Source organism: Geodermatophilaceae bacterium NBWT11 (assembly GCA_014218215.1).
Classification (GTDB): Bacteria; Actinomycetota; Actinomycetes; order Mycobacteriales; family Geodermatophilaceae; genus Klenkia.
The window spans coordinates 352,428-376,755 of record CP043652.1 but is presented as its reverse complement, the minus strand read 5'-3'; the positions used below and the strand labels follow the sequence as shown (position 1 = coordinate 376,755).

Annotated in this window: 26 protein-coding genes; 12 read left to right on the top strand and 14 right to left on the bottom strand. The window is 74.3% G+C overall.

The genetic code is table 11. From position 1 onward, the window contains the following. Positions 1-3 precede the first annotated feature (3 nt). The gene (locus tag F1C76_01770; GenBank protein QNG35503.1) at positions 4-240 is read right to left on the bottom strand and encodes a hypothetical protein; all 237 of its coding nucleotides are present in this window, start codon (positions 238-240) and stop codon (positions 4-6) included. Positions 241-434: 194 nt separating this feature from the next. Here F1C76_01770 and F1C76_01765 point away from each other — a divergent pair, with 194 nt between their 5' ends. Continuing rightward, complete coding sequence (locus F1C76_01765; GenBank protein QNG35502.1) at positions 435-1,403, top strand: ferritin-like domain-containing protein; 969 nt, start codon at positions 435-437, stop codon at positions 1,401-1,403. 58 nt (positions 1,404-1,461) lie between these two features. Here F1C76_01765 and F1C76_01760 read toward each other — a convergent pair whose 3' ends face one another. Further along, the gene (locus F1C76_01760) at positions 1,462-2,625 is read right to left on the bottom strand and encodes an RtcB family protein (protein QNG35501.1); all 1,164 of its coding nucleotides are present in this window, start codon (positions 2,623-2,625) and stop codon (positions 1,462-1,464) included. Positions 2,626-2,777: 152 nt separating this feature from the next. Continuing rightward, positions 2,778-3,164, bottom strand: coding sequence for a hypothetical protein (locus F1C76_01755; protein ID QNG35500.1), 387 nt, complete (start codon positions 3,162-3,164; stop codon positions 2,778-2,780). A 172-nt stretch (positions 3,165-3,336) separates the two neighbouring features. Between F1C76_01755 and F1C76_01750 the strand changes: the two genes are divergently transcribed. Beyond that, positions 3,337-4,089 (top strand): hypothetical protein, encoded by a 753-nt coding sequence (locus F1C76_01750; GenBank protein QNG35499.1) that lies wholly within the window; start codon positions 3,337-3,339, stop codon positions 4,087-4,089. 278 nt (positions 4,090-4,367) lie between these two features. Here the strand turns inward: F1C76_01750 and F1C76_01745 are convergent, their stop codons facing one another. Together F1C76_01745 and F1C76_01740 are read right to left on the bottom strand one after the other, a co-directional pair. Then, a complete protein-coding gene (locus tag F1C76_01745) occupies positions 4,368-4,607 on the bottom strand; it encodes a hypothetical protein (protein QNG35498.1) in 240 nt (79 codons plus the stop codon). Further along, a complete protein-coding gene (locus tag F1C76_01740) occupies positions 4,604-4,870 on the bottom strand; it encodes a helix-turn-helix transcriptional regulator (GenBank protein ID QNG35497.1) in 267 nt (88 codons plus the stop codon). Before F1C76_01740 ends, F1C76_01745 begins: the two co-directional genes overlap by 4 nt. A gap of 48 nt (positions 4,871-4,918) precedes the next feature. Here F1C76_01740 and map point away from each other — a divergent pair, with 48 nt between their 5' ends. After that, a complete protein-coding gene (map, locus tag F1C76_01735) occupies positions 4,919-5,689 on the top strand; it encodes a type I methionyl aminopeptidase (GenBank protein QNG35496.1) in 771 nt (256 codons plus the stop codon). On the opposite strand, the gene F1C76_01730 is transcribed toward map, so the two are convergent. Continuing rightward, positions 5,686-6,117 (bottom strand): YccF domain-containing protein, encoded by a 432-nt coding sequence (locus F1C76_01730; protein QNG35495.1) that lies wholly within the window; start codon positions 6,115-6,117, stop codon positions 5,686-5,688. The two genes, map and F1C76_01730, sit on opposite strands and share 4 nt — an antisense overlap. Before the next feature lie 134 nt (positions 6,118-6,251). Here F1C76_01730 and F1C76_01725 point away from each other — a divergent pair, with 134 nt between their 5' ends. Then, complete coding sequence (locus F1C76_01725) at positions 6,252-6,914, top strand: hypothetical protein (GenBank protein QNG35494.1); 663 nt, start codon at positions 6,252-6,254, stop codon at positions 6,912-6,914. Between the two features lie 90 nt (positions 6,915-7,004). On the opposite strand, the gene F1C76_01720 is transcribed toward F1C76_01725, so the two are convergent. The 4 genes from F1C76_01720 to F1C76_01705 are packed head-to-tail and all read right to left on the bottom strand — an operon-like array spanning position 7,005 to position 12,421. Beyond that, on the bottom strand, positions 7,005-8,225 hold the full coding sequence (locus F1C76_01720; protein ID QNG38934.1) for an NAD(P)/FAD-dependent oxidoreductase: 1,221 nt from the start codon (positions 8,223-8,225) through the stop codon (positions 7,005-7,007). A gap of 26 nt (positions 8,226-8,251) precedes the next feature. Beyond that, on the bottom strand, positions 8,252-9,640 hold the full coding sequence (locus F1C76_01715; GenBank protein ID QNG35493.1) for an FAD-binding protein: 1,389 nt from the start codon (positions 9,638-9,640) through the stop codon (positions 8,252-8,254). 46 nt (positions 9,641-9,686) lie between these two features. Further along, positions 9,687-11,498 (bottom strand): glycoside hydrolase family 15 protein, encoded by a 1,812-nt coding sequence (locus F1C76_01710; GenBank protein ID QNG38933.1) that lies wholly within the window; start codon positions 11,496-11,498, stop codon positions 9,687-9,689. A 29-nt stretch (positions 11,499-11,527) separates the two neighbouring features. Further along, on the bottom strand, positions 11,528-12,421 hold the full coding sequence (locus F1C76_01705; GenBank protein QNG35492.1) for an SDR family oxidoreductase: 894 nt from the start codon (positions 12,419-12,421) through the stop codon (positions 11,528-11,530). A gap of 188 nt (positions 12,422-12,609) precedes the next feature. Here F1C76_01705 and F1C76_01700 point away from each other — a divergent pair, with 188 nt between their 5' ends. Further along, complete coding sequence (locus F1C76_01700) at positions 12,610-13,092, top strand: hypothetical protein (GenBank protein QNG35491.1); 483 nt, start codon at positions 12,610-12,612, stop codon at positions 13,090-13,092. A gap of 3 nt (positions 13,093-13,095) precedes the next feature. Here the strand turns inward: F1C76_01700 and F1C76_01695 are convergent, their stop codons facing one another. Beyond that, positions 13,096-14,109, bottom strand: coding sequence for a LacI family transcriptional regulator (locus F1C76_01695; GenBank protein ID QNG35490.1), 1,014 nt, complete (start codon positions 14,107-14,109; stop codon positions 13,096-13,098). A gap of 148 nt (positions 14,110-14,257) precedes the next feature. Between F1C76_01695 and F1C76_01690 the strand changes: the two genes are divergently transcribed. Together F1C76_01690 and F1C76_01685 are read left to right on the top strand one after the other, a co-directional pair. Beyond that, entirely contained in the window at positions 14,258-14,599 is a 342-nt protein-coding gene (locus F1C76_01690) for a very short patch repair endonuclease (protein QNG38932.1), read from the top strand. Between the two features lie 46 nt (positions 14,600-14,645). Further along, positions 14,646-14,837 carry a hypothetical protein gene (locus F1C76_01685; GenBank protein QNG35489.1) on the top strand — a complete coding sequence of 64 codons (192 nt, stop codon included), beginning with the start codon at positions 14,646-14,648 and terminating at the stop codon, positions 14,835-14,837. A gap of 137 nt (positions 14,838-14,974) precedes the next feature. Here the strand turns inward: F1C76_01685 and F1C76_01680 are convergent, their stop codons facing one another. Beyond that, on the bottom strand, positions 14,975-15,808 hold the full coding sequence (locus F1C76_01680) for a phytanoyl-CoA dioxygenase family protein (protein ID QNG35488.1): 834 nt from the start codon (positions 15,806-15,808) through the stop codon (positions 14,975-14,977). Positions 15,809-15,855: 47 nt separating this feature from the next. Next, positions 15,856-16,854 carry an ABC transporter substrate-binding protein gene (locus tag F1C76_01675; protein QNG35487.1) on the bottom strand — a complete coding sequence of 333 codons (999 nt, stop codon included), beginning with the start codon at positions 16,852-16,854 and terminating at the stop codon, positions 15,856-15,858. Positions 16,855-16,950: 96 nt separating this feature from the next. Between F1C76_01675 and F1C76_01670 the strand changes: the two genes are divergently transcribed. Continuing rightward, on the top strand, positions 16,951-17,889 hold the full coding sequence (locus F1C76_01670; GenBank protein QNG35486.1) for a siderophore-interacting protein: 939 nt from the start codon (positions 16,951-16,953) through the stop codon (positions 17,887-17,889). After that, entirely contained in the window at positions 17,886-18,227 is a 342-nt protein-coding gene (locus F1C76_01665) for a hypothetical protein (protein QNG35485.1), read from the top strand. Before F1C76_01670 ends, F1C76_01665 begins: the two co-directional genes overlap by 4 nt. Here F1C76_01665 and F1C76_01660 read toward each other — a convergent pair. Then, positions 18,224-19,174, bottom strand: a complete 951-nt coding sequence (locus F1C76_01660) for a hypothetical protein (protein QNG35484.1) — start codon at positions 19,172-19,174, stop codon at positions 18,224-18,226. The genes F1C76_01665 and F1C76_01660 overlap by 4 nt on opposite strands. A 280-nt stretch (positions 19,175-19,454) precedes the next feature. Here F1C76_01660 and F1C76_01655 point away from each other — a divergent pair, with 280 nt between their 5' ends. Genes F1C76_01655 through F1C76_01645 form a run of 3 tightly spaced genes read left to right on the top strand, consistent with a single transcriptional unit; the run spans position 19,455 to position 24,137 of the window. Beyond that, positions 19,455-20,699: an MFS transporter gene (locus F1C76_01655; protein ID QNG38931.1), complete on the top strand. Its 1,245-nt coding sequence runs from the start codon at positions 19,455-19,457 to the stop codon at positions 20,697-20,699. 43 nt (positions 20,700-20,742) lie between these two features. After that, a complete protein-coding gene (uvrA, locus tag F1C76_01650; GenBank protein QNG35483.1) occupies positions 20,743-23,112 on the top strand; it encodes an excinuclease ABC subunit A in 2,370 nt (789 codons plus the stop codon). Continuing rightward, on the top strand, positions 23,112-24,137 hold the full coding sequence (locus F1C76_01645) for an AAA family ATPase (GenBank protein QNG35482.1): 1,026 nt from the start codon (positions 23,112-23,114) through the stop codon (positions 24,135-24,137). The genes uvrA and F1C76_01645 overlap by 1 nt, the downstream gene beginning before the upstream one ends. Positions 24,138-24,328 lie beyond the last annotated feature (191 nt).

Below are 24,328 nucleotides of genomic sequence, written 5' to 3'. Positions count from 1 at the left end.
GTCTCACCAGGTCGCCAGTTCGGCGCAGGTCGGGCAGAGGTGTCCGATCTGCGCCGGGTCCGGCGGCCACGCGGCGTCGTCGTCGTGGGTGACGTAGGCGCCGCACAGGGCGTTGCGTCGTCCCCCGGCGGCACTGCCGATCGTGGCGTGCGCCGGGCCGATCAGCGTGGGCCGGGTGCCGCCGCCGACGAGCGAGCCGACCATCATCTCGGCGCGCGCCGTCCGGTAGCGGAAACCCATGCCCGGCAGCCTGCTCCGCAGGACGCGGTCGGCGGCGGAGGTCGGGGCGTGTCCCGCCCCAGCAGCCCCACCCGCCTCAGGGGTGGGCCGAGTCACGTGAGCCATCACACCGCTAGCAGGGTGCTTGCTGTGGTTAGCACTGGTGCACAGTGGGGACAACAAAACCGTCCCACCCACCGACCCTTGGAGTCCCCATGGCCGACACCACGATCCTGACCGCCCAGCTGCGCGCCCTCCTGCTGCTCACGCAGACCGAGGAGCAGGTCGCCCGCACCCGCGTCGCCCAGGCCCGTACCGAGGCCGTCCGCCGCGAGCTCCTCCAGAACGCCGACAACGCCGCCCAGCGCACCGAGGCCATCGCCGCCCAGCTGCGCTCCCTCGGTGGCGTGCCCGACGTCGTCACCCCCGCCCTCGGCCGCCTCGGCGCCGTGCTCAAGGCCACCGTCGAGCAGGCCGGCCCGCTCGACGAGGCCCTGCTGTCCGACCTCTCCCTGGAGCACCAGCTGCTGGACCGCGCCACCTACCTCAAGGTGCTCGCCCAGACCGCCGAGCTGCCCAAGGTCGTCCGGCTGGCCGAGCGGCTGATCACCGCCCACACCGCCACCGTGGAGTGGCTGACCGTCGTCGTCGCCGAGACCGCCCTCGGTGGCCCGGCTGCGCTGAAGGCCACCCCGCTGCAGCGTGTCGCCGGTGGTGCCACCCGCCTGGCCGCCTTCCCGGCCCGCTACGTCGCCGACTCGGTCAACAAGGTCATCGACACCACCACCCAGGCCTCCGACGCCGCGCAGGAGAAGGTCAACGCCGCCGCCGCCCGCGCGACCACGTTCGCCGGCGCCGTCCGCGAGTCCCTGGCCGTGGGCCGCAACGCCTCCCTCAAGGAGGCCGAGGGCCAGGCCGTCCGCGAGGACGCCCCCGAGACCGCCGAGGCGATCCACGAGGTGCGCACCGAGCTCGGTGCCCTCGACGCGGCCGAGCTGCCCGTGAAGGACTACGACACCCTTAGCGTCAGCAAGACCGTCGAGGCCGTGAAGGGCCTGACCGACGCCGGTGACCTCGAGGCCGTCATCCGCTACGAGGAGACCCACAAGGACCGCGCCTCGGTCGTCAGCGCCGCGCAGACGACCCTCGCCGCCCTGGCGAAGCAGGCCGTCGGCATCAGCTGACCCCTCAGCGCCGACACGGAGCGCCCTTCTCGTCATCGACGAGGAGGGCGCTCCTGCGTCAGTCGCCCTTGACGTTCACCACCTGGCGCAGGGTGTGGCGCACCTCGACCAGGTCCGCCGCGTCGGCCATCACCTGGTCGATCGGCTTGTAGGCGTCGGGGTGCTCGTCGAGGAACGCGTCCGAGTGCCCCCACGCCACCCCGGCCATCCGCTGGTCCAGGTCGGCCCGGTCGAACAGCTTCCGGGCCGCCGACCGCGAGTGGCTGCGGCCCGCGCCGTGCGGCGAGGAGTGCAGCGCCCGCACGTTCCCCAGGCCGGTGACGACGTAGGACGCCGCCCCCATCGACCCGGGGATCAGCCCGAGCTCACCCTCCCGCGCGGAGATGGCTCCCTTGCGGGACAGCCACACCTCCCGGCCGAAGTGCCGTTCGCGGGCGGTGTAGTTGTGGTGGCAGCCGACCGACTCCTCCCGGACGACGTCGACACCCAGGAAGCGACCCAGCTGGTCGAGCACCCGGTCCATCATCTCGTCCCGGTTGAGGAACGCGAACCGCTGTGCCCAGAACAGCGCCTCCAGGTAGGCGTCGAACTCCGGCTCGCCCTCCACCAGGTAGGCGAGGTCACGGTCGGGCAGGTCGATGAACCGCCGGCGGCACTGCTCCTGGGCGACCGCGATGTGCCGGGCGGCCAGCTTGTTGCCCACCCCGCGGGAGCCCGAGTGCAGGAACGCCCACACCCGGTCCTGCTCGTCCAGGGACACCTCGATGAAGTGGTTCCCCGAGCCGAGCGAGCCCAGCTGCAGCGGCCAGTGCCGGGCCACCGCGTCGGCCTGGTCGACCCCGGCCATCGTGCGCAGCTCGTCGACCCGCGGCGCCGCGGTCTCCCGCACCGTCTTGTTCTGCCGGCCGGCCGACAGCGGCACCGAGCGGCTGATCTGCTCGTGCAGGACCGCGAGGTCCCGCCCGGTCAGGTCGGCAGCGGTGAACTGCGTCCGGACGGCGGCCATCCCGCAGCCGATGTCCACCCCGACCGCTGCCGGGATGATCGCGCCGTCGGTGGGCAGCACCGAGCCCACGGTCGCGCCCCGGCCCAGGTGGGCGTCGGGCATCAGTGCCACGTGCGGGAACACGAACGGCATGGACGCGGTGCGCTCGGCCTGCTCCCGGGTGTTCTCCTCCAGGATCGACGCCCAGTTCAGCAGGCGTCCGTTGATCGTCTCCATGGTCCTTCCTCGTCGTCGAGCAGATGGGCAGCCGGCCGGCCGAGGAGTGAGTGAACCCGTCGTCCGCCCCCGGCGCCCCTGCTTTTCCGCCCCCGACGACGAGAAGCGCCCTTCTCGTCGAGGACGAGAAGGGCGCTCGTGGTGATCCGGGGTCAGGAGGTGGGGCGCTCGCCGAGGAGGTCGGGGGCGAGGTCGTCACGGTGGGCGTCCCAGGCCTGGGCGCCGGTGAGGCCGACGGCGGCGCCGATGTCGGCCCAGTCGGCGCCGGCGAGGCGGGCGGCGGTGACGGCTGCGGTGTCGCTCTCGTGGGCCTTGCGGGAGATGACCTCACCGAGGGCCAGGAGCTCCAGGGCCTCCTCGGTGTCCAGTGCGGTGGAGGTGGCGTGGAACTCCTGCCAGACCTCGGAGGCGGTGTTCGCCGGCGCCGGGGCGGTCGCCCGGGCGGAGTTCTCGCTGTCCTTGCGCGTGAGGTAGGACAACCGGTTGGCCGCGGCGCTCAGGGAGAGCTCGCCGTCGAGCACGTCGGGGGTGATGGTCACCTGCTCCAGAGTCCCCAGACACGCCGGACGTCGCTCGTCGTGCTCCAGAGTTCAACCGTTCGAGGACGCGACACCCCGGGCGAGGTGGCTCTGGGTACGCGCTGCGTCACCCGTGCGGAGGACCCCGGGTTCAGGATCGCGCTGCCCGGTCGATGACGGGAACGTGAGCTGGGTGACGAGACGAGCGCCGGGGCGGCTGGCTGCCGTGCTGGCCGACGGGGAGACCGTCGTCGCCGTCTCCGACTGCGTTCCGCTGGGCGACCTGGCCGAGGAGCCGGTGGAGGCAACCGTCCGGACCGCCGTGCTCACCGACCGGTCGCTGTACTGCAGCATCGGGGGCGCCGACGTCGTCCCGCTGCCCTTCGCCCGGATGCGCGAGCTCTCCCAGCGCGGCCTGGCACTGCTGTTCTTCCGGATCGACGACAGCCATGCCACCTGGGAGCTGCGCGACCACCGCTTCGCCGGCCGGGCCGAGCGCCGGTTCGCCCAGCACGGCCTGCTCGCGCACCGGGCCTGGGTGGGCACCGCGCGCGACCCGGGCCGGGAGCCCCCGGCCTTCCGGCACCACGCCCACCTCGACCTGCTCCAGCGGATCGCCGCCGGGGCCGACCCGACCGCTGCGGCCGCCGAGCAGCGGTCGCTGGTCGACCAGTTGGTCTTCGACACCACCGGTGACCGGGCGTCCTGCCGGGCCGCCCTGCGCCGGATCGGCGCCGTGCACCGCCGGTTGCAGACCGACCTCGCCCTGCTCGCCGACGCCGCCCCCAGCCTGGCGCCGGCCCAGCACGCGCAGGTGCTGCTCGATCAGCCCTCCCCGTGGGAGGGCCCCGTCGCCGACGTCGACGACGTGCCCACCGACGCCGAGCTCGCCGGGCTCACGCCCGACGGCCCGTTGCTGGTGACGTCCCGCCGCGCGTCGGGCTGAGAGCTACCAGCGCAGCGGGCGCATGGCCCGGGAGTCCGCCGTCCGGCAGGCTCGGCAGTGCCCCCAGGTCACCAGCGCAACGGGGGAGGTCTGCACCCCGCACTCGGGGCAGGCGGCCGCCTCGGAGTTCGTCTCCTGGGCGTGGCGCACCTCGGCGGTGCGTGCTCGGTGGATGGTCTCGTCGCCCTTGCAGGGGCAGCCGAGATGGTCGTCAGCGCAGCGTCCGAGACGTACGGCGATGGTGAACCTCCAGGTGTCGGGGTCGACGCTAGCCGTCTTCACGCGTCCGGGGCAGTCCCCGGGGTCGGATCGTGACCCGCGGGGGCGCCGTCGAGCGGGTCGATGCGGCGCAGGAACGAGCGGATCGCGAGGTGGTGGGACAACGACTCGCGGTGCTCGTCGCAGGCGGTCCAGACCTTCTCCCGGTCGGGGGTGTGCACCTTCGGGTTGTTCCAGACCAGCGACCAGACGGCGGGTGCGCGGCACCCCTTGGCCGAGCACAGCACGACGTCACTCACGCGGAGAGCGCCCCGACGGGGGCCGGGTCGAGCGCGGCGGCGAGCTGGTCGAGGTCCAGGTCGAGGGCCCGGGCGAGGGCGGCGACGGTGAAGAACGCCGGGGTCGGCACCCGGCCGCTCTCGATCTTGCGCAGGGTCTCCACGCCGATGCCGGAGGCCGCGGCGACCTCGGGCAGCGACCGCTCGCCGCGGGCGGCCCGCAGGTGGGCACCGAGGCGGTGGCCGCGGGCTCGTTCGTCGGGGGTGAGCGGGGGACGGACCATGGCCGTGATAGTAATACCGGGATAGTTGTCCCGCACGGAGGAGACCCGATGATCGAGCTGCGCACCCCCGGAGAGGTCGACGCGATGCGGGAGGCCGGTCGGGTGGTCGGCCGCGCGCTGGCCGCCGTCCGGGAGCACGCCGCGGTCGGCAGCACGCTGCGCGACCTGGACGAGCTGGCCCGCACGGTGCTGGCCGAGGCCGGGGCCACCTCGCCGTTCCTGGGCTACGCGCCCTTCCCGGAGACCCCGCCGTTCCCCGGCGTGCTCTGCCTGTCGGTCGGGGACGCGGTGCTGCACGGCATCCCGACCGACCAGCGGCTGGCCGACGGCGACCTGCTGTCGGTGGACTGCGGGGCGACGCTGGACGGGTGGACCGGCGACGCCGCCGTCTCCTTCGTGGTCGGGCCGAGCGCCGACCCGGCCGACCTGGCGCTGATCGCGACCACCGAGCGGGCACTGGCCGCGGGCATCGCCGCCGCGGTGCCCGGCGGGCGGCTCGGCGACGTGTCGGCCGCGATCGGTGCGGTGGGCCGGGCGGCCGGCGTGGGCATCGACACCGACTTCGGTGGGCACGGGGTGGGCCGCACCATGCACGAGGCCCCGTCGGTGCCCAACGAGGGGCGGGGCGGCCGCGGCCTGCGGCTGCGGGCCGGGCTGGTGATCGCGATCGAGCCGTGGTTCACCGCCGGCGGGGTCGACGGCTACACCGTGGACGACGACGGCTGGACGCTGCGCAGCGTGGACGGCAGTCCCGGGGCGCACGCCGAGCACACCGTGGCGATCACCGAGGACGGGCCCCGGATCCTGACGCTGCCCTAACGGGCGGCGGTGACGGCCTGGCCGGCGCCGAACCAGCTCTGCGGGGCGGCGGTCTCCACCACCCGCTTGCCCAGCGGGGCCAGGCCCACCGCGGCGAGCTTGAACGAGGCGATGCCGAACGGGATGCCGATGACCGTCAGGCAGAAGCCGATGCCCGAGATGACGTGGATGAGCGCGAGCCACCAGCCGGCGACGACGAACCAGACCACGTTGCCCACGGCGGAGGCCAACCCGGCGCGCGGGTCGCGGACCGTGGTGCGCCCGAACGGGAAGACCACGAAGAAGGCCAGCCGGAACGAGGCGATGCCGAACGGGATGGTCACGATGAACAGGCACGCGATGACCCCGGCCAGCAGGTAGGCGAGCGCGAGCACCCACCCCTGGAGGACCAGCCACACCAGGTTGAGCACGAGCCGCAGACCGTCCATGCAGGGCTCACGTCCGGCGTGGCGCGGGAGTTCCGCCCCGGGAGGGTGACTCTGTGCGCACGTCGTGTCGTCGCTGTGTCAGGTGACCGGCATGATGTCCCGGACTCACCGGTCCGACTGGAAGGCTCCACCTGATGACGACGCCCGGCCCGAACGACCCGACCGGCTCCGGTCCCCAGGACCCGAACGCCGGCCAGTCCGGCCAGGGCTGGGGTCAGCAGCCCCCGCCGTCCGGCCCGCCGCAGCCCGGCCAGGCCCCCCAGCAGTTCGGCCAGCAGGGCCCGCCGCAGTTCGGTCAGCAGGGCCAGCCCGGCCAGTTCGGCCAGCAGGGGCCCCAGCAGGGTCAGCCCGGCCAGTTCGGTCAGCCGGGCCAGCAGGGCGGCTTCGGCCAGGACCAGCAGGGTCAGCCCTGGGCCGGCGCCGGTGCCTCCGGCCAGGGCCCGGTGCAGCCGGAGAAGCCGAGCTGGAAGAAGCGCCTGCCGCTGGTCATCGGCGCCGTGGTCGTCGCCCTGGCCGTCGCGTTCGGCCGCAACGCCCTCGGTGGCGGCGGCGAGCCCGAGATCGGTGACTGCATCACCCAGGACGGCTCCAGCTACGAGACCGTGGACTGCGACGACGCCGAGGCCCAGTACCGGGTGATCGGCACCGACGAGGACATGACCCAGGCCGAGTTCTACGACGACCCGGACACTTGTGCCGCGGTGGCCGCGGAGTCCGACGCCGCCTCCGGTGTCGCGCTGTGGTCGGGCAGCGACCCCGACGAGGACGGCAGCGTCTACTGCGCCGAGGCCATCTGACCCCGGCACCCCCGTGTCGCCGAGTCGACTCGGCGACATGACAACAGCCCCCGCGGACCACGGTCCGCGGGGGCTGTCGTCGTCCTGGGGTCAGGAGGTGGGGATGGCCCCGACCAGGTCGTCGGCGGTGTACCCGCGCTCGGCGGCCAGCAGCTCGCGGGCGGCGTCGGTGCTGTCCCACACGTTCCACAGGAGCACGCCGCGCAGCCGGTCGCCCTCGAGGTAGTAGACGACGCCGGCCGCCTCCTCGCCGGTGCCGGGCGGGGTGGCCCAGTCGGTGACCAGGTCCAGCGAGGCGTCCAGCGTGCCCACCGCCTCGTACCCGGCGTCGAACAGGTCGGAGTAGAAGGACGGCGTGTGCGTGTAGGGCTCGGCGTCGCGGCCCAGGGTGTCGGCGGCCATCACCTTCCCGACCGCGGTGCCCATGTCGGTGGCGTTCTCCACGTGCTCCACCCGGGTGCGGCCCAGGATCGGGTCGGGCCAGTTGGCCACGTCGCCGGCGGCGTAGACGTCGGGGTCCTCGGTGCGGCCGAAGGCGTCGACCTCGACCCCGTCGGTCACGGTCAGCCCGGCGTCCTCGGCCAGGGTGGTGGCCGGGGAGATGCCCAGGCCCACCGCGACGCCGTCGACGTCCAGGGTGCTGCCGTCGTCCAGGGTCAGGTGCACGCCGTGCGCGTCCGCGGTGCCGCCGGTGACCCGGGTGCCCGGGCGCAGCTGCACGCCGCGGGCGGCGTAGGTCTTGCTGAGCTGCTCGGCCAGCGCGTGCGGGTAGGAGGCGCCGCCGACGAACTCCTGCGGGAAGACGAAGGTGACCCGGGTGTCGTTCTGCACCAGCGCCGCGGCGAGCTCGGTGCCGATGTAGCCACCGCCGACGACGGCGACGTGCCGCTGCTCCCCGGCCAGGCCCTGCAGCCGGCGGAAGTCCTCCATCGTGCGGAAGTGCACGATCCGGCTGTCGTCGGGTAGGTCGAGCTGCTTGGGGTGTCCGCCGGTGGCCAGCAGCAGCCGCCGGTAGCCGAAGACGTCGCCGTCCTCGGTGGTGGCGGTGCGGGCGGCGCGGTCGACCGAGCGGATCCGGGTGGCCGTGTGGAGGGCCGCCCCGGTCTCCTCGGTGCCCAGCCAGGACTGCTCGAGGGTGAACTCGGGGTCGGTCCACAGCTTCTTGGACAGCGACGGGCGGGCGACCGGGGGGTCGACCTCCTCGCCGACGATGCCGATGCTGCCGTCGGGGTCGAGCTCGCGGATGCCGCGGGCGGCGCTGTCGGCGGCCATGCCGGCGCCGATCACCAGGTAGTCGTAGTCACGTTGCACCACCGGGTCGTGCCCCGCCGGAGGGCTCAGAACACCTTGCCCGGGTTGAGGATCCCGTGCGGGTCGAGCGCGGCCTTCACCGCGCGGTGCATGTCCAGCACGGCGGGGGACACCTCGGCGGCGAGCCCGTCGCGCTTGAGCAGGCCGACGCCGTGCTCCCCGGTGACGGTGCCGCCCATCTCCAGCGCGGCGGCGATGATCTCGTGGAAGGCCAGCTGCGCGCGGTCGCGGGCGGCGTCGTCGCCGGGCGGGGTGCTCAACAGCGGGTGCAGGTTGCCGTCTCCGGCGTGCGCGATGTTGGCGATGAGCACGTCGTGGGCCTTCCCGATGGCCTCGATCCGGCCGAGCATCGCCGGGACGGCGGCCTTGGGCACGCAGACGTCCTCGGTGAGCAGCGGGCCCAGCCGCTCCAGCGCGGGGTAGGCCAGCCGGCGGGCGCTGAACAGCGCGTCGGCCTCCTCGGCGTCGGTGGACACCGCGGCCCAGGACGCACCGGCGGAGGAGAAGGCGGCCAGCATCTGCTCGGCCTCGACGTCGCCGGCGGCACCAGGGGTGTCCACCCGGCCCAGCAGCACGACCTCGGCGTCGGCGGTGAGGCCCATGTTCTTCCAGGCGTCGACGGCGGCCAGGCAGTGCCGGTCGACCAGCTCGAGCGCCGACGGGGTGAGCCCGGCGGCGGCGACGGCGGTGACCGCCTCGCCGGCGGCGACCACGGAGTCGAAGTAGCCGGCCACGGTGCGCTCGGGGTCGCGCAGCGGCCGCAGCTTCACGGTGACCTCGGTGACGATCCCGAGAGTGCCCTCGCTGCCGACCATGAGCCCGGTCAGGTCGTAGCCGGCGACGCCCTTGGCGGTGCGCCGGCCCAGCCGGACGAGCTCACCGGTGCCGGTGACCACCTGCAGGCCGATCACGTAGTCGCGGGTCACGCCGTACTTGACGCAGCACAGCCCGCCGGCGTTGGTGGCGACGTTGCCGCCGATCGTCGACCAGGGGGAGCTGGCCGGGTCCGGCGGGTACCAGAGGCCGTGCCCGGCGACGTGGGCGCGCAGGTCGTCGTTCACCACGCCGGGCTGGACGACGGCGAACCGCTCCAGCGCGTCGACCTCCAGGACGGCGTCCATCGCCTCGAGCGAGACGACGACCGAGCCGGCCGTCGCGTTCGCGCCCCCGGACAGCCCGGTGCCCGCGCCCCGGGGGACGACCGGCACCCGGTGGGCGATGCAGGCCCGGACGACGGCCTGCACCTCCTCGGCCGTACGCGGCCGGACGGCGGCCAGCGGCAGTTCCCAGGGCGCCCACTCCGCCTCGTCGGAGGCGTAGGTGACGAGCACGTCGGGGTCGGTGATCAACCGCTCGGCGGGGAGGGCAGCACGGAGCGCCTCCACCACCGTCCCGAGGTCGGTGTCGACTGCCATGTGGTCCTCCGTGGGTCGGCCGCGCCAGCAGCCCCGACCGTACGTCTCACGCGTCGGGCGTGTGCTCCTCCAGGGTGATCGCCGCGTTGACCAGCGCCAGGTGGCTCAACGCCTGCGGGAGGTTCCCCAGGAAGGCGCCGTCGGCCGGGTCGAGCATCTCGGCCAGCACCCCGACGTCGTTGGCGGTGTCGGACAGCTCGTCCATCAGCGCCCGGGCCTCCTCGCCGCGGTCGCACAGCTGCAGCGCCGAGACCATCCAGTAGGAGCAGGCCAGGAACACGCCCTCCTCCGCGGCCATCCCGGTGTACCGGTACAGGTGCGGGCCGGCGCCGAGCTCGGCCCGGAGCGCGTCGAGGGTGTCGCTCATCCGCTCGCCGCGGTCGAAGCCGCTGATCGCGTGGAGCAGGATCGAGCAGTCCAGCGCGTCGGTCTCCGGGTGCATCCGGTAGGCCCGCCGGTCGTCGTCCCAGGCGTGCTCGTCGACCCAGTCGCGGATGCGCCGGGCCTCGGCCTTCCAGCGGGCCGGGTCGCCGGGGATCTGCCCGGCCTCGGCGAGCTCGACGGCCTTGGTCAGCGCCTGCCAGCAGCCCAGTTTCGAGGTCGTGTAGTGCTGCGGGTCGTGCAGCTCCCACATGCCGGCGTCCTTCTGCTGCCACCGGTCGCAGGCGGTGTCGGCGACCTCGGCGAGCATCCGGCCGGTCTCGGCGTCGAGCACGTTCCCGTTCTCCACGTACAGCCCGACGATGGAGAACAGGTCGCCGTAGACGCCGAGCTGCAGCTGGTCGGCCGCGGCGTTGCCGACCTGGACCGGGGTGACGCCGCGCCAGCCGGGCACGTCGGGCTCGGTGACGCCGGTGGGCAGCTCGCCGTCGAGGGTGTAGCAGACCCGGGGCTCGGGACCGTGCCGGCGGATGGTGTCCAGCAGCCAGCTCATCGCGCCGTGGGTCTCCTCGCGCAGACCGAACCTGAACAGCGCGGTGAGGGCGTAGGCGGAGTCGCGCACCCAGGCGAAGCGGTAGTCCCAGTTCTTCCCGCCGGTCAGGTCCTCGGGCAGGGACGTCGTCCCGGCCGCGACCATGGAGCCGCTGGGGGAGTGGATGAGCAGCTTGAGCGCCAGCGCGCCGCGCCGGACCTCCTGGTCGTAGCGGCCCTCCCAGCGGAACGCCTCGCTCCAGGCCTCCCAGTTGGCGATCGTCCGGTCGATGCCGGCGTCGACGTCCTCGGGGCGGGCCAGGAACAGCGGTTCGCGTTCGGTGGCCACGAGCCCGAGCAGGTGCCGCGACCCCGGGGAGGTCGTGTAGTCCACGTCGATCCGCTGCTCGCCGACCTCGACGAGGGTGGAGCCGGAGGTGCGCACGGCCATGGTCAGGCCGTCGACGCGCAGGACGGCGCCGTGCTGGGTGTCGTGCACCCAGGGGGAGACGGTGTTCAGCGCGGTGCCGGGCCGGACGGCGGCGTGCAGCGTGACCTCACCGGTCAGGCCCTCCACGCGGCGGGCGAGCTCGGCCCAGGGCAGCCGGCCGGCCACCCCGGTGTTCATCGCGTCGGTGACCCGGGCGCTGCCGGTGGCGGTGTGGAACGTCGTGGTCAGCACGTTGGTGCGCGGGACGTAGCTGCGCTCGACGGTGAACTCGGTGGTGGGGCGCAGCTCGATGCACCCGCCGTGCTCGGCGTCCAGGACCGCGGCGAAGACCGGCGGGGAGTCGAAGGAGGGCAGCGGCAGCCAGTCGATCGAGCCGTCCCGGGCGACGAGGGCGATGGTGCGGCCGTCACCGATGGCGCCGTACGTGCGCAGGTCGGCGTAGCCCTGGGTGTCGCGTTCGGTGACCGGGGCGGGGCCCGCGTGCCCCCACCGCAGGGCGGTGGGGGCAGCGGAGGGAGCAGGTGTCACGGAGTGGGCATCCCGCCGTTGACGTTCAGGGTCTCCCCGATGACGTAGCCGGACTCGGCCGAGGCCAGGTACACGTAGGCACCGGCGAGCTCGGCCGGCTGCCCGGCGCGCCCCAGCGGGGTCTCCTTGCCGAACTCCGGCAGGTTCTCCGGGGGCTGGCCGCCGGAGGCCTGCAGCGGGGTCCAGAACGGGCCGGGCGCCACGATGTTGACCCGGATGCCCTTCGGGGCCAGCTGCTGGGCCAGCGCCTTGCTGATCGTGTTGATCGCGGCCTTGGTGGTGGCGTAGTCGACCAGGCCGGGGGCGGGGGAGTAGGCCTGGATCGAGCTGGTGGTGATGATCGTGGAACCGGCCGGCAGGTGCGGCACGGCCTCCTGCACGACCCAGAAGACCGAGTAGACGTTGGTCTTGAAGGTCTGGTCGAACTGCTCGCTGGTCAGGTCGGCCAGGTCGTCGACCCAGGTCTGCTTGCCGGCGACGAGCACGAGGGCGTCCAGGCCGCCGAGCGCCTCGACGGCGGTGGCCACGAGAGCGCGGGCCTCGGACTCGACCGACAGGTCGGCGGGGGCGAGCACGGCCTTCCGGCCGGCCTCCTCGACGAGCTTCGCCACGTCCTCGGCATCGGACTGCTCTGTGGGCAGGTAGTTCAGGACGACATCGGCACCCTCGCGGGCGTAGGCGATCGCGGCGGCCCGGCCGATACCGGAGTCGGCGCCGGTGATGAGCGCCTTGCGGCCCTCGAGCCGACCGGACCCGCGGTAGGTGCTGTCGCCGTGGTCGGCGCGGACGTCGAGCTCGGTCTCCAGACCGGGGGCGTCGATGCCCTTCTCGGGGTACCCGTCGGTGCGGTACTGGTCGACGGGGTTGGTGAAGGTGTACTGGTCGGACACGGGGCGAGCCTCCGGAGCGGTGGTCTGACTGGGGCTGGCCGCTGGTGGCTGAACGGTCCTGTCCTTCCTTCCCCCCGGGGGGTGGGCTCACACCGACGGACCCACGTGGTCCCCCACACGGGGCCACTACCCTCGGCGCCGTCCCCAGCAGGGCCCGTCCGGGCACCGGGGGACGACGGAGGACACACGTGAGCACGCCGACCGGAGGCCAGCCGCCGCAGGGACCGTGGGATCCCCGGGACCCGCAGGGCCCTCAGAACCCACAGCAGGGACCGCCGCAGGGCCCGCCGCCGTGGGCCGGGCAGGTCGCCCGCGGTCAGGGGCCGGTCGGTCCGCAGGGCGCCCCGCGGCCCCCGCAGTCCGGGTTCGCCAGGCTGCTGATCCCGATCGCGCTGGTCGTGGCGGCGCTGAGCGTCGTCGGGCTGTTCCTGATCAGCCAGGGCTCCTCGACCGAGGTCGGGGACTGCGTGGCCCGCGGCGCCGACGACGGCATCGAGACGGTCTCCTGCGACTCCGCGGACGCCGACTACCGGGTCGCCAGCGTGCTCGAGGGCTACCTCTCCACCGAGGCCCAGGACGCCTGCCTGCGCGCCGTGCCGGAGAGCACCGCCTCCTACTTCGAGGGCAGCACCGGCGAGCGCGGCACCGTCCTCTGCCTCACCGGGGTCTGAGCCTCAGGCCCGCGGGGGAGCGGTCGACCCGCGTTCCACCAGCCGGGGCGCGGTGCGCTCCTCCGTGGGCTCGGGCGGGCCGTCGTCCCCGGTGAGCTGGGCGAGCAGCAGCTCGGCGGCCCGGGTGGCCAGCAGCTCGGCCTGGTTGTCCACGATGGTCAGCGGCGGGGACCAGAAGTCCCAGAACGGCTCGTCCTCGGTGCAGATGACCGACAGGTCGCCGGGGACGTCGACAGCGCTGCGGCCGAGCACCGGCAGCACGCCGAAGGACGCCTCGTGGTTGGTGACCAGCAGCGCCGTCGGGGGCTCGTCCCGGGCCAGCAGGACGCCGGTGGCGTCGATGCCGAAGCGGGCGTCGAAGGCGCCCCGGTGGACCAGCTCCTCGTCGACCGGCACGCCCGCGGCGGCCATCGCCGAGACGAACCCCGCGTGGTGCAGACGGCCGGAGGTGACGTCCGGCGGGCCCTCGATCGCGGCGATCCGGGTGTGGCCCAGGGACAGCAGGTGCTCGGTGGCCATCCGGGCGGCGGTCTCGTAGTCGCTCATGACCGAGGGTGCCCGGGCACCGGGCACCTGCCGGTTCATCGTCACGACCGCGCGGCCCTCGTCGACCAGGGCGTTCACCAGGTCGCCGTTGGCCCCGGACCCGGCGACGACGACGCCGTCGAGCCGGTGCGCCCGCACGGTCTCCAGGAAGGCCGCCTCCCGGGCAGCGTCGCCCCCCGTCGTGCAGATGAGCACCTGGTGGTCGTGCTCGGCACCCCAGGCCTGCAGCGTCTCGGCGATGACGTGGAAGGTGGCGTTGCGCAGGTTGTTGACCACGAGCCCGATCAGCCGGGTGCGCCGGGTGCGCAGCGCACTGGCCATCCGGTCGGGCTGGTAGCGCAGGTCCGAGGCAGCGGCGGCGACCCGCTCCCGAGTGACCGGCAGCACCGAGGGGTGCCCGGACAGGGCGCGGCTGGCGGTGCTGGTGCTGACCCCGGCCCGGGCAGCCACGGCAGCGAGGGTCACGGGCACTCCCGGTGCTTACCGGCCCCGGTGGACTCCCAAACTCCCGGCCGTACGCCGTAAGGGGGTCGGGACTGTCGGACCCCCGTCCTATCGTCCGCCCGTGGAACCCGCACCGGTCGACCTGGCCCGCGCCCCGGCGGCCAGCTCGGCCGCCGTGCGCGACCGTTTCCGCCGGCAGGGACGGCGGGACACCGCACCCGAGCTCGCGCTGCGGCGCCGGCTGCACGCCCGCGGCGTGCGCTTCCGGGTCGACGTCCGGCCGGGCCGGGGCACCCGGGCCCGCGGCGACCTGGTGTGGAAGGGGCGGCGGCTGGTGGTGTTCGTCGACGGCTGCTTCTGGCACGGCTGTCCGACCTGCGGGCACCTGCCGAAGCAGAACGCCGGCTGGCGGGTGCTGCGGTTCTGGGAGCACCAGAACCCCGACGAGGTGGCCGACGCCGTGTGTCGTGCACTCGGACGGGGACTGGTGACCAGAGGTGATCAGGCGATACCGTGACGTCACGGAACTGCAGCGGGTGGAACCGGACGGGTGGGGGTGGCACGTGAGCGGACGGGTGGTGGGCCGGGACGAGCCGGCCTCGGTCGTCGCCGCGCGCCAGCTCGCCGCCGAGGCGTACGAGGGCCGGCACGCCCGGTCCGAGCGCGACCGCTCCGACCGTCGCCCGCAGTCGGCGCGCGGCCGGGCCGAGACGGCCGGTCGCCGGGCGGCACTGGCCCGGCACGGGAACGGCTGATCCACCGCAGCTGAGCGGTGGGACGTCGACGGCCGGGGGAGAGACCTCCCGGCCGCCGACGTCGGACCCCCCACAGAGGTCCCACCGTGAGCCAGGCCCACGGCTGCCCGGGGTTCGGGCCCGGGCGCCGGATCGGTTCACCCGCGGCCAAGGGCCTCCAGCACCGGTCGCTCGACCGGCGTGGGCGGGGTGGCCCGGCCGGCGGCGGGGGAGAGGTCGAGCAGCCCGGTGGCCGACAGCGGTGGTTGGGCCATGAACCGGGCCGGGGCGTCGGGTCCGCCGCGGTGCGGCTGGGCGGCGTGCACCAGGAACGGGTGGACGAGCCACACGTCGCCGGCGCGACCGGTCGCCAGGGCCACCTCCCGGTGTCGGCTGGCGGCCTCGGCGTCCGGCGACACGTCCATCACCGAGCGGCCGTCGTCCCCGGCGTCGACCAGCAGGGGCGGCACGTCGCGGTGCGAGCCCAACCGCACCCGGGTGGGGGCGTCGTCCGGCCCGACGTCGGAGAACAGGAAGAGCATCAGCAGCGCCCGGCCGCGGCAGGCCAGGTTGGTCCACCAGCCCTCGGCGGCCCGGGCCGGGTCGTCCGGGGCGAAGCCGCCCTCGATGTGCCAGCCGGCGTCACCGGGGTCGCGGTCGCGGTCGGGCTGCGGGAAGCGCACCGGCCAGGAGCCCAGGCCGAACGGCGCGCTCCAGCGGCCCTCGCCGGCGAGCTGGTCGAAGGCGGTGTGCAGCCGGGTGGTGTTGCCCGCGGCGACGAAGGGCGGCTCGGCGGACCAGTCCAGCCGCAGCACCGGGTCGGTCCAGGTGCTGCGGTCGGTGGGGTCCAGGCCGGGGTGGCGGGCCTGCAGGTCGCGCCACAGCAGCCGTCGTCCGCGCTCGGCGAGGACGGCCGGGAAGGCGCCCTCCACCAGCACGGCTCCGTCGCGTTCGAAGGTGGCGACCTGGTCGGGGGTGAGGCCGTCGTCCATGCCGCGATGGTCCCGCGTGCTCGACCGGCGTGCCTCACCCCCGCGGGTCAGGTGACCTTCTGGCTGTCGGTCAGCCAGCCGGCGAGGCGCTCCATGTAACCGGCCTGGGCCGGGTAGTCCATGCCCTGGTACTCCCACGGGTGCACCTGGTCGGCCTGCACCGCGGGCAGCAGCCCGTAGGTCGGCTGGGTGGCCATCTCCTCCGGGGTCATCGCCCCGCGCAGGCTGTAGAGCAGCACGTCACTCGGGTAGTCGGTGATGGACTCCCAGCCGGCGGTCTGCCAGTAGTACTCGGAGCCGCCCGGGTCGACGAACTGCACGCCCAGGTCGGAGTAGAGCCGCAGCGAGGGGTCGTCGGCGGCCTTGGCCATGTAGAAGCCCTCGCCCGCGTAGGCGGCGACCGGGAGGACGGTGACCCCGCCGGCCGCGGCCTCGGTGAGCGCCGCGGCAGCGTCGTCGTAGTCGGCGCGCAGGTCGGCGATCTCGCCCTCGTCGGCGCCGAGGGAGACGGCGAGGTCGGCAGTGCGCTCGATGACGTCGGCGGCCGAGCCGGACCAGGCGATGGCCACGATCGGGGCGATGGCCTCGAGCTGCTCCTGCTGCTCCATCGAGGCGATGCCGTACAGCGGCTGCTCGAGGTCCAGGGTGCCCTCGGTGTCGGTCGGGTAGACCGAGGTGACGATGACGTCGGGGTCGGCGGCGGCCAGGGCCTCGAGGTCGATCTCGCCGTAGGTGGTGCCGGCGATCTCCACGTCGGACAGGTCCCGGTCGGCGAAGGAGACGTCGTCGGCGGCCGAGGTCTGGCCGAAGGTGGCGACCGGCGCGATGCCGTAGTTCCACAGCGAACTCACGACGTCGTTGATGCCGGCGACCCGGTCGGGGGCCTCGTCGAGGGTGACGGTGACGCCCCGGTCGTCGGTGAACTCCCAGCCCGCGTCGGCCGCGGCCGCGGGCGCGCCGTCGTCACTGCTGCCGCAGCCGGCGACCGCGAGGGTGAGGCCGGTGGCCAGGATGCCGCCGAGCAGGCGGCGAGGGGTGCTGCGCACGTGCGCTCCCGAGGTGGGACGGGGTGGTTCCCCGCGATGGCTGGTTAGGCTAACCTCACTTTGGAACGGACAGGCACATCGACCCCGGGAGCCCGCGTGACCAGCACCGTCGAGACCCTGCAGCCGGTCTACCGCTTCTTCACCGCCTCCGTGGCGCGCACCGAACGGCTGTCCCCGAGCTTCCTGCGGGTCACCCTGACCGGTCCGGAGATGGCCGACTTCGGCTTCGCCGGCGACGACCAGCGCTTCAAGCTGATCCTGCCCAACGGCGGGGAGTCGGTCGGCGACCTGCTCGCTGCCGCCGGGCCCGACTGGTACGTCCGGTACTGCGCGATGCCCGAGGAGACCCGGCCGCACCTGCGCACCTACACCGCGCGGGCGTTCCGGCCCGAGGTCGCCGAGCTCGACGTCGACGTCGTCCTGCACGGCATCGCCGAGGACGGCACCCCCGACGCGCACGCCGGCCCGGCCGCCACCTGGGCCGCGAGCGCCATCCCCGGCTCGGAGATCGTGCTGTTGGGCCCCGACCGCCCGGGCACCGGCCGCGGCTGGGGTGTGGAGTGGACCCCGCCGATCGAGGCCGACACCCTCTTCCTGGCCGGCGACGAGACCGCGGTGCCTGCCATCGCCGGCATCCTGGAGTCGCTGGAGCCCGGGCCGCGGGTCGTCGCCGTGCTCGAGGTGCCCGAGGCGGGGGACTTCCTGCCGCTGCACCTGCCGGCGGGGGCCGACGTGCGCTGGCTGGCCCGGGGTTCCCGCCCGCGCGGCGAGCAGCTCGGCATCGCGGTGCACACCGCGCTCTGCGAGCTGGGCATCGCCCGCTCGACGCCCGGGGTCGACCCCGACGACGTCGACCTGACCGACGGCATCCTCTGGGAGGTGCCCGAGGCCGGCGCCCACACCCGCTGTTACGCCTGGCTGGCCGGTGAGGCCGGGGTGGTCAAGAAGCTGCGCCGGCACCTGGTCCGCGACCTCAACGTCCCCCGCGAGGCGGTGGCGTTCATGGGCTACTGGCGCGAGGGGTCCCGCGGCTGACCGTCCTGCTGGTCGACGTCGCCAACGTCGTCGGCTCCCGGCCGGACGGCTGGTGGCGGGACCGTGCCGGTGCGACGTCGCGGCTGCTGACCCGGCTGGCCGCCCTGCCGTGCACGGTGGTGGCGGTGGTCGAGGGCGCGGCCCGGGACGTGCCCGAGGTCGACGGGGCGCGGCTGGTGCGCGCACCCGGCAGCGGGGACGACGCCCTGGTGTCCGCGTGCGGTGAGCTCGGTGACGACGTGCTGGTGGTGACCGCCGATCGCGGTCTCCGGGCCCGGCTGCCCGCGGGGGTGCGGGTGGCCGGGCCCGGCTGGCTGCTCGGGGAGCTGCCGGACTAGACCGCGGTGAGCGTGATCCGCTGCGGGGCGGGCTTGCGGTTGGGCAGGGTCGCGACGAGGGCCAGGACGAGGGCGACGCCGTCCTCGATCACCGCGGCCTGCCAGTCCGGCACCCGCTTCGAGGCCCAGGTGCGCCAGCCCAGCCCACCCCAGGAACCGGCGGCCGCCCCGGCCATGCCGGCCAGGATCGGCAGTGCGGCGTTGGCGTCCTCGCGGGCGGCCAGCGCACCGGCGCCACCGGCCGCCGAGGCGAAGCGCAGGGGCAGGCCCTGGGCGCTGGTGCGCGCCGGGGTGCCCTCGAGCTTGTCGGCGTAGACCTCGGCGCCGATCGCGCCCAGCGCGCCGACCTTGCGCAGCGCGCCGCCCTCGGGATTGGTCAGCGCAGGGGCCGACAGCCCGAGCGAGCTGCGGCAGCCGGTGGCGACGCCGAGCAGCGCCGACCGGACGGTGAGCCCGGCACCGGCCGCCTTCTTCGGGAACTCCTTCGGGGTCGGGATCGCCTCGACCACGGCCTGCACGGCAGCGCCGTAGGCCAGGTGGGGGAGGGCGTCGGAGACCCAGTCGCGGGAGGACCACTGGCGGGGGTCGTCGACGCCGAGGGCGGCGGTGGCGCCGTCGGTGAGCGCCATCGCGGCGGCCCCGGTGGCCACGGCGCCGACGGCGCTGGGCAGCCGGACGCCCGCGGCTCGGGCCAGGCTGGCGAGCACGCCCACGGCGACGCCGTTGCCGATGCCGCTGAGGGCGCCGAGGGCGGTGCGGCGGTTGTCCCGCTCGCCCCGCCTGCCGGGGACCTTCGTCCCGGCGGCGTCGGCGATCGCGTCGACGGTCTTGTCGGGCGTGGAGCTGGCATCGCGGCCGCGGACGGCCATGTCGAGGTAGGTGACGGCATTGAGGACGGTGGTGCCGGCCGCGCCAGCGGCCAACCCCCGTGAGAAGGACCCGGTCATGGCCTGACCCTGCGGCCCCCGGGTGGGGGCGGCAACCGGTGGCCCGGCTCACGTGCGGACCATCACGGCTCCCACCTGGGCGTTTCAGGAGCTTTCGCCGGTCTCGGCTGGCACCGTGGGGATCTGCGCCCGAGGTCGTGTGCCCACCTTCCGCCACCCGCGCCCCCACTCTCCAGCGAGGTCCCCCGTGTCTGCACCCTTCTTCCTGCGTGCCCGCGAGCCGGTCGCCGGTCTCGTCCGCACCGCTGCCAGCCGCGCGCCGCTGCCCTCCCTGGGCCGGCTGCGCACCGCCGTCTGCGCACTGTTCGCCCTCGACGGCTTCGTCTTCGGCTCCTGGGCCGCCCGGGTGCCCGGGGTCAGCGCGCAGGTCGGCGCCGACCACAGCACGCTCGGCCTGGCCCTGCTCTGCCTGTCCCTCGGCGCGCTGGCCGTGATGGCCGTGACCGGCGCACTGGCCGCCCGGCTCGGCGCCGGCCTCGTCGCCTCACTGGCCGCCGTCGCGCTGTGCGTCGGCGCGGTGCTGCCCGGCCTGGCCACCTCGGTGCCCCAGCTGTGCGCGGCACTGCTGGCGTTCGGCGCGGTGACCGGCATGGTCAACGTGGCCGCCAACTCCGTCGGCGTGCAGGTCGAGGGCCGGGCCCGGCGCCCGCTGCTGTCCGGCATGCATGCCGCGTTCAGCTTCGGCGGCCTCGGCGGCGCCCTGGTCGGCGGCCTCGCCGCGGCCCACCTGGACGTGCTGCCGCACTTCGTCGTCGTCGCCGGACTGGGCCTGCTGGTCACCGCCTGGGTGGTGCCGGTGCTGGTCGGTGCGGACGGCGACCCGGCCGTCGCCCGGGAGCCCGTGGTCCGTCGTTCCTCATCGTCCGCGGCCCGGCCCACCGCAGCGCTCGTGGTGCTCGGCGCGATCGCCGGGGCGACCGCCTACGGCGAGGGCGCGTTGACCGACTGGGGTGCCCTGCACCTGCGCGAGGACCTCGGCGCCTCCTCCCTGCTGGGCGCCGCCGGGTACGCCGGCTTCGCGCTCACCATGGCCTGCGGGCGGCTGGCCGGCGGGCAGCTGGTGACCCGGTTCGGGGAGCGCCGGCTGCTGGTCGGTGGCTCGCTGCTGGCCGCGGTGGGTGCGCTGCTGGTGGTCGTGCCGTCGTCGGTGCCGGTGGCCCTGGCCGGCTTCGGCCTGGTCGGGCTGGGCCTGGCCAACGTGTTCCCGCTGGCCATCGCCCGCGCTGGTGCGCTCGGTGGCGCCTCGGGCATCGCGCTGGCCACGACGGTGGGCTACACCGGCCTGCTGGGCGGGCCGCCGGCGATCGGCTTCCTGGCCTCGACCGCCGGGCTGCCCGTCGCACTGGGCACGGTGGCGCTGCTCGCGGTGGTGGCCGCCGTGCTGACCCTGACGCTGGACGGCGCGACGGTGCGGATGCCGGCGCTGCGTCGTCCGGCGTGGACCGACGTCCTGCCGGTCGTCGTCCCGGTGCGCCGCGGCGCCGGCGTGTACGCCCGCGACCTGCGGCTGCTCGCGGTCAGCTGAGCCCGCCCGGCCTCGGTTTCCCGCCGCAGGGGACGCTGGCCCGATGACCGACGACCCGTACGTCCGCGTCCGGGGAGCCCGGGAGCACAACCTGCAGAACGTGGACGTCGCCGTCCCGCGGGACTCCCTCGTGGTGTTCACCGGGGTGTCGGGGTCGGGGAAGTCGTCGCTGGCGTTCGGCACGATCTACGCCGAGGCGCAGCGCCGGTACTTCGAGTCGGTGGCCCCGTACGCCCGACGGCTGATCCAGCAGGTGGGCGCCCCGACGGTCGAGGAGATCACCGGGCTGCCGCCGGCGGTGGCGCTGCAGCAGAGCCGGGGGACGCCGAGCAGCCGGTCGACCGTCGGCACGGTGACGACGCTGTCGAACTCGCTGCGGATGCTGTTCTCCCGTGCCGGTGAGTACCCATCGGGTGCGGGGCGGCTGGACTCCGACGCGTTCTCGCCGAACACCGCCGCCGGCGCCTGCCCGGAGTGCTCGGGGCTGGGCACGGTCTACGAGGTCACCGAGCAGACCCTGGTGCCCGACCCGTCGCTGAGCATCCGGGACGGCGCGGTCGCGGCGTGGCCCGGTGCCTGGCACGGCAAGAACCTGCGCGACATCCTCACCGAGCTCGGCCACGACATCGACCGGCCCTGGCGGGAGCTGCCGGCCGACGAGCGGGACTGGATCCTGTTCACCGACGAGACGCCCGAGGTCACCGTGCACCCGGTGCGCGGACCCGGGCAGATCCAGCGCGACTACACCGGCCGCTTCCAGGGCGCCCGGGCCTACGTCATGCACACGCTGGCGAACACCAAGAGCCCGACGCTGCGCCGCCGGGTGCTGCAGTACGTGCAGACCAACCCGTGCCCGGTGTGCGGTGGCAGCCGGCTGCGCCCGGAGTCCCTCGCCGTCACGGTCGCCGGGCGGAGCATCGCCGAGCTGACCGCGCTCCCGATGACCGACCTGGTCCCGGTGCTGCTGTCGGTCTCACTCCCCGAGGTGGGTGCGGGCATCGTCGCCGACCTGGTCGACCGCATCCAGGTGCTCGTCGACCTCGGCCTGGGCTACCTGGGGCTGAACCGGACGACGCCGACGCTGTCGCCGGGGGAGTTGCAGCGGCTGCGGATCGCCACCCAGCTGCGCTCGGGGTTGTTCGGCGTCGTCTACGTGCTCGACGAGCCCTCGGCCGGGCTGCACCCGGCGGACACCGAGCAGCTGCTCACCGTGCTCGACCAGCTCACCGCCGCGGGCAACTCGCTGTTCGTGATCGAGCACGACATGGCGCTGGCCCGGCGGGCGGACTGGATCGTCGACGTCGGCCCGCACGCCGGCGTGCACGGCGGCCGGGTGCTGTACAGCGGTCCGGTGGCCGGGCTGGCGGACGTCGAGGAGTCGGTGACGCGTCTCTTCCTGGCTCCCCGCGCGCCCGTCGCTCGGCCGCGGCGAGAGCCGGCCCGGTGGCTGACCCTGTCCGGCGTCACCCGGCACAACCTGCGGGACGTCGAGGTGCGGTTCCCGCTGGGGGTGCTGACGGCGGTCACCGGGGTGTCCGGGTCGGGGAAGTCGACGCTGGTGAGCCAGGTGCTGGCCGAGGTCCTGTCGGGGGAGTCCGACGTCCGGGCCGAGGGCGTCGACGCCGTCGACCGCCTGGTGCGGGTGGACCAGAAGCCGATCGGCCGGACGCCGCGGTCGAACCTGGCCACCTACACCGGCCTGTTCGACGCCGTCCGGACGCTGTTCGCCGCCACCGACGAGGCCCGTTCGAGGGGGTGGACGGCGGGCCGGTTCTCCTTCAACGTCGCCGAGGGCCGCTGCCCGACGTGCCAGGGGGAGGGCGCGGTGACCGTCGAGCTGCTGTTCCTGCCCGGCACGTACGCGCCGTGCCCGACCTGCCACGGGGCCCGGTACAACGCCGAGACCCTCGAGGTGACCGTCGACGGCAAGACCATCGCCGAGGTCCTCGACCTGACCGTCGAGGCCGCGCAGGAGTTCTTCGCCGCCGTGCCCGCCGCCGCCCGCAGCCTGCGCGCGCTGCAGGAGGTCGGCCTCGGCTACCTGCGCCTGGGGCAGCCGGCGACCGAGCTGTCGGGCGGTGAGGCTCAGCGAGTCAAGCTGGCCAGCGAGCTGCAGCGGGCCCGGCGCGGGCACACGGTCTACCTGCTGGACGAGCCGACCAGCGGGCTGCACCCGGCGGACGTCGAGGTCTTGATGCGCCAGCTGCAGTCACTGGTGGACGCGGGCAACACGGTGGTGCTGGTGGAGCACGACATGGACGTCGTCGCCGACGCCGACTGGGTGCTCGACCTGGGGCCTGGTGGAGGTGACGCCGGCGGGCAGGTGGTGGCTGCCGGAACGCCCGAGCAGGTGGCCGCCTCGGGCAGCGTCACCGCCCGGTTCCTCGCCCCCCGCGCGCCTACATTCGGCTGATGCCCTCCGGTCGCAAGCCCCTCGATGAACTCCGCGAGACCGTGGTCCGCCTGGGCGAGCAGCTCCCGCGGCCCGGCGGGCGGGGCGTCGACGACCTGGTGAGCGACCTGTTCGGCGCCAAGCCGGCGCCGGCCCGTCCCCTCGCGGTGATCCAGGCCGACCTCGACGCGCTCGTCGGTCTGGCCGAGGTGAAGGAGCAGGTGCAGGCGCTCGTGGCGTTCCTGCAGGTGCAGGCGCGCCGGAAGGCGCACGGTCTGCCGGAGGCGGCGACGTCCCAGCACCTGGTGTTCATGGGCAACCCGGGCACCGGCAAGACCACGGTGGCCCGGCTGCTCGCCGAGATGTACCGGGCGGTCGGCCTGCTGCAGAAGGGCCACCTGGTGGAGGTGGACCGGGCCGCGCTGGTCGGCCAGCACGTCGGCTCGACCGCGATCAAGACCGACCGGGTGGTCAAGTCGGCCCTCGACGGCGTGCTGTTCATCGACGAGGCCTACTCAATGGCCCCCGAGGGCGACGGCCGGCAGGACTTCGGGCCCGAGGCGATCGAGGTGCTGCTCAAGCGGATGGAGGACCACCGCCACCGCCTGGTGGTGATCGTCGCCGGCTACCCGCGGCTGATGGAGTCGTTCCTGCTGTCCAACCCCGGCCTGCGCTCTCGCTTCGCCCGTGAGGTCCGGTTCCCGGACTACTCGACGGCCGAGCTGGAGGCGATCTTCGTCAGCATCGTGGCCCAGCACGAGTACGTCCTCGAGCCCGGCGCCCTCGACACCCTCCGCCGTACCCTTGCGGCTTTGCGTGCCGGTGAGGACACCGGCAACGCGCGGTTCGCCAGGACCTTGTTTGAGCAGGCGTTGAACCGGCAGGCGTTGCGGCTGGCCCGGGACGACAGCCGGGACATGGAGTCGTTGGACCGGGACGACGTGACGACGTTGACCGCGGACGATGTCGCCGAAGCTGCCCGCGCGCTGGGTGGGGATCCGGGGTCTGGCCCTGAGCTCTCCCGCTGGCAGCGCTGGCTGGGATGAGGCGCTTCAAAAACGCAAATCCTGCCAAAACCAGTAATGGGATGCCCGCCGACCTGGGTGAACTTCGGGTTGAGGGGCCGACCAGATTAACGGCGTGGGCAACTCACCAGGGGGCGGTCTCACCTTATGCCAATCGTGGTGCTTCATTCTGGCAAGATGCGGTCCGCCGCCCAAACGGATCGATCGACTCG

Coding starts and splice junctions, on each gene's coding strand:
- F1C76_01770 (QNG35503.1), bottom strand. CDS start 240: ATGGGTTTCCGCTACCGGACGGCGCGCGCCGAGATGATGGTCGGCTCG.
- F1C76_01765 (QNG35502.1), top strand. CDS start 435: ATGGCCGACACCACGATCCTGACCGCCCAGCTGCGCGCCCTCCTGCTG.
- F1C76_01760 (QNG35501.1), bottom strand. CDS start 2,625: ATGGAGACGATCAACGGACGCCTGCTGAACTGGGCGTCGATCCTGGAG.
- F1C76_01740 (QNG35497.1), bottom strand. CDS start 4,870: ATGGTCCGTCCCCCGCTCACCCCCGACGAACGAGCCCGCGGCCACCGC.
- map (QNG35496.1), top strand. CDS start 4,919: ATGATCGAGCTGCGCACCCCCGGAGAGGTCGACGCGATGCGGGAGGCC.
- F1C76_01730 (QNG35495.1), bottom strand. CDS start 6,117: ATGGACGGTCTGCGGCTCGTGCTCAACCTGGTGTGGCTGGTCCTCCAG.
- F1C76_01725 (QNG35494.1), top strand. CDS start 6,252: ATGACGACGCCCGGCCCGAACGACCCGACCGGCTCCGGTCCCCAGGAC.
- F1C76_01715 (QNG35493.1), bottom strand. CDS start 9,640: ATGGCAGTCGACACCGACCTCGGGACGGTGGTGGAGGCGCTCCGTGCT.
- F1C76_01680 (QNG35488.1), bottom strand. CDS start 15,808: ATGGACGACGGCCTCACCCCCGACCAGGTCGCCACCTTCGAACGCGAC.
- F1C76_01660 (QNG35484.1), bottom strand. CDS start 19,174: ATGACCGGGTCCTTCTCACGGGGGTTGGCCGCTGGCGCGGCCGGCACC.
- uvrA (QNG35483.1), top strand. CDS start 20,743: ATGACCGACGACCCGTACGTCCGCGTCCGGGGAGCCCGGGAGCACAAC.
- F1C76_01645 (QNG35482.1), top strand. CDS start 23,112: ATGCCCTCCGGTCGCAAGCCCCTCGATGAACTCCGCGAGACCGTGGTC.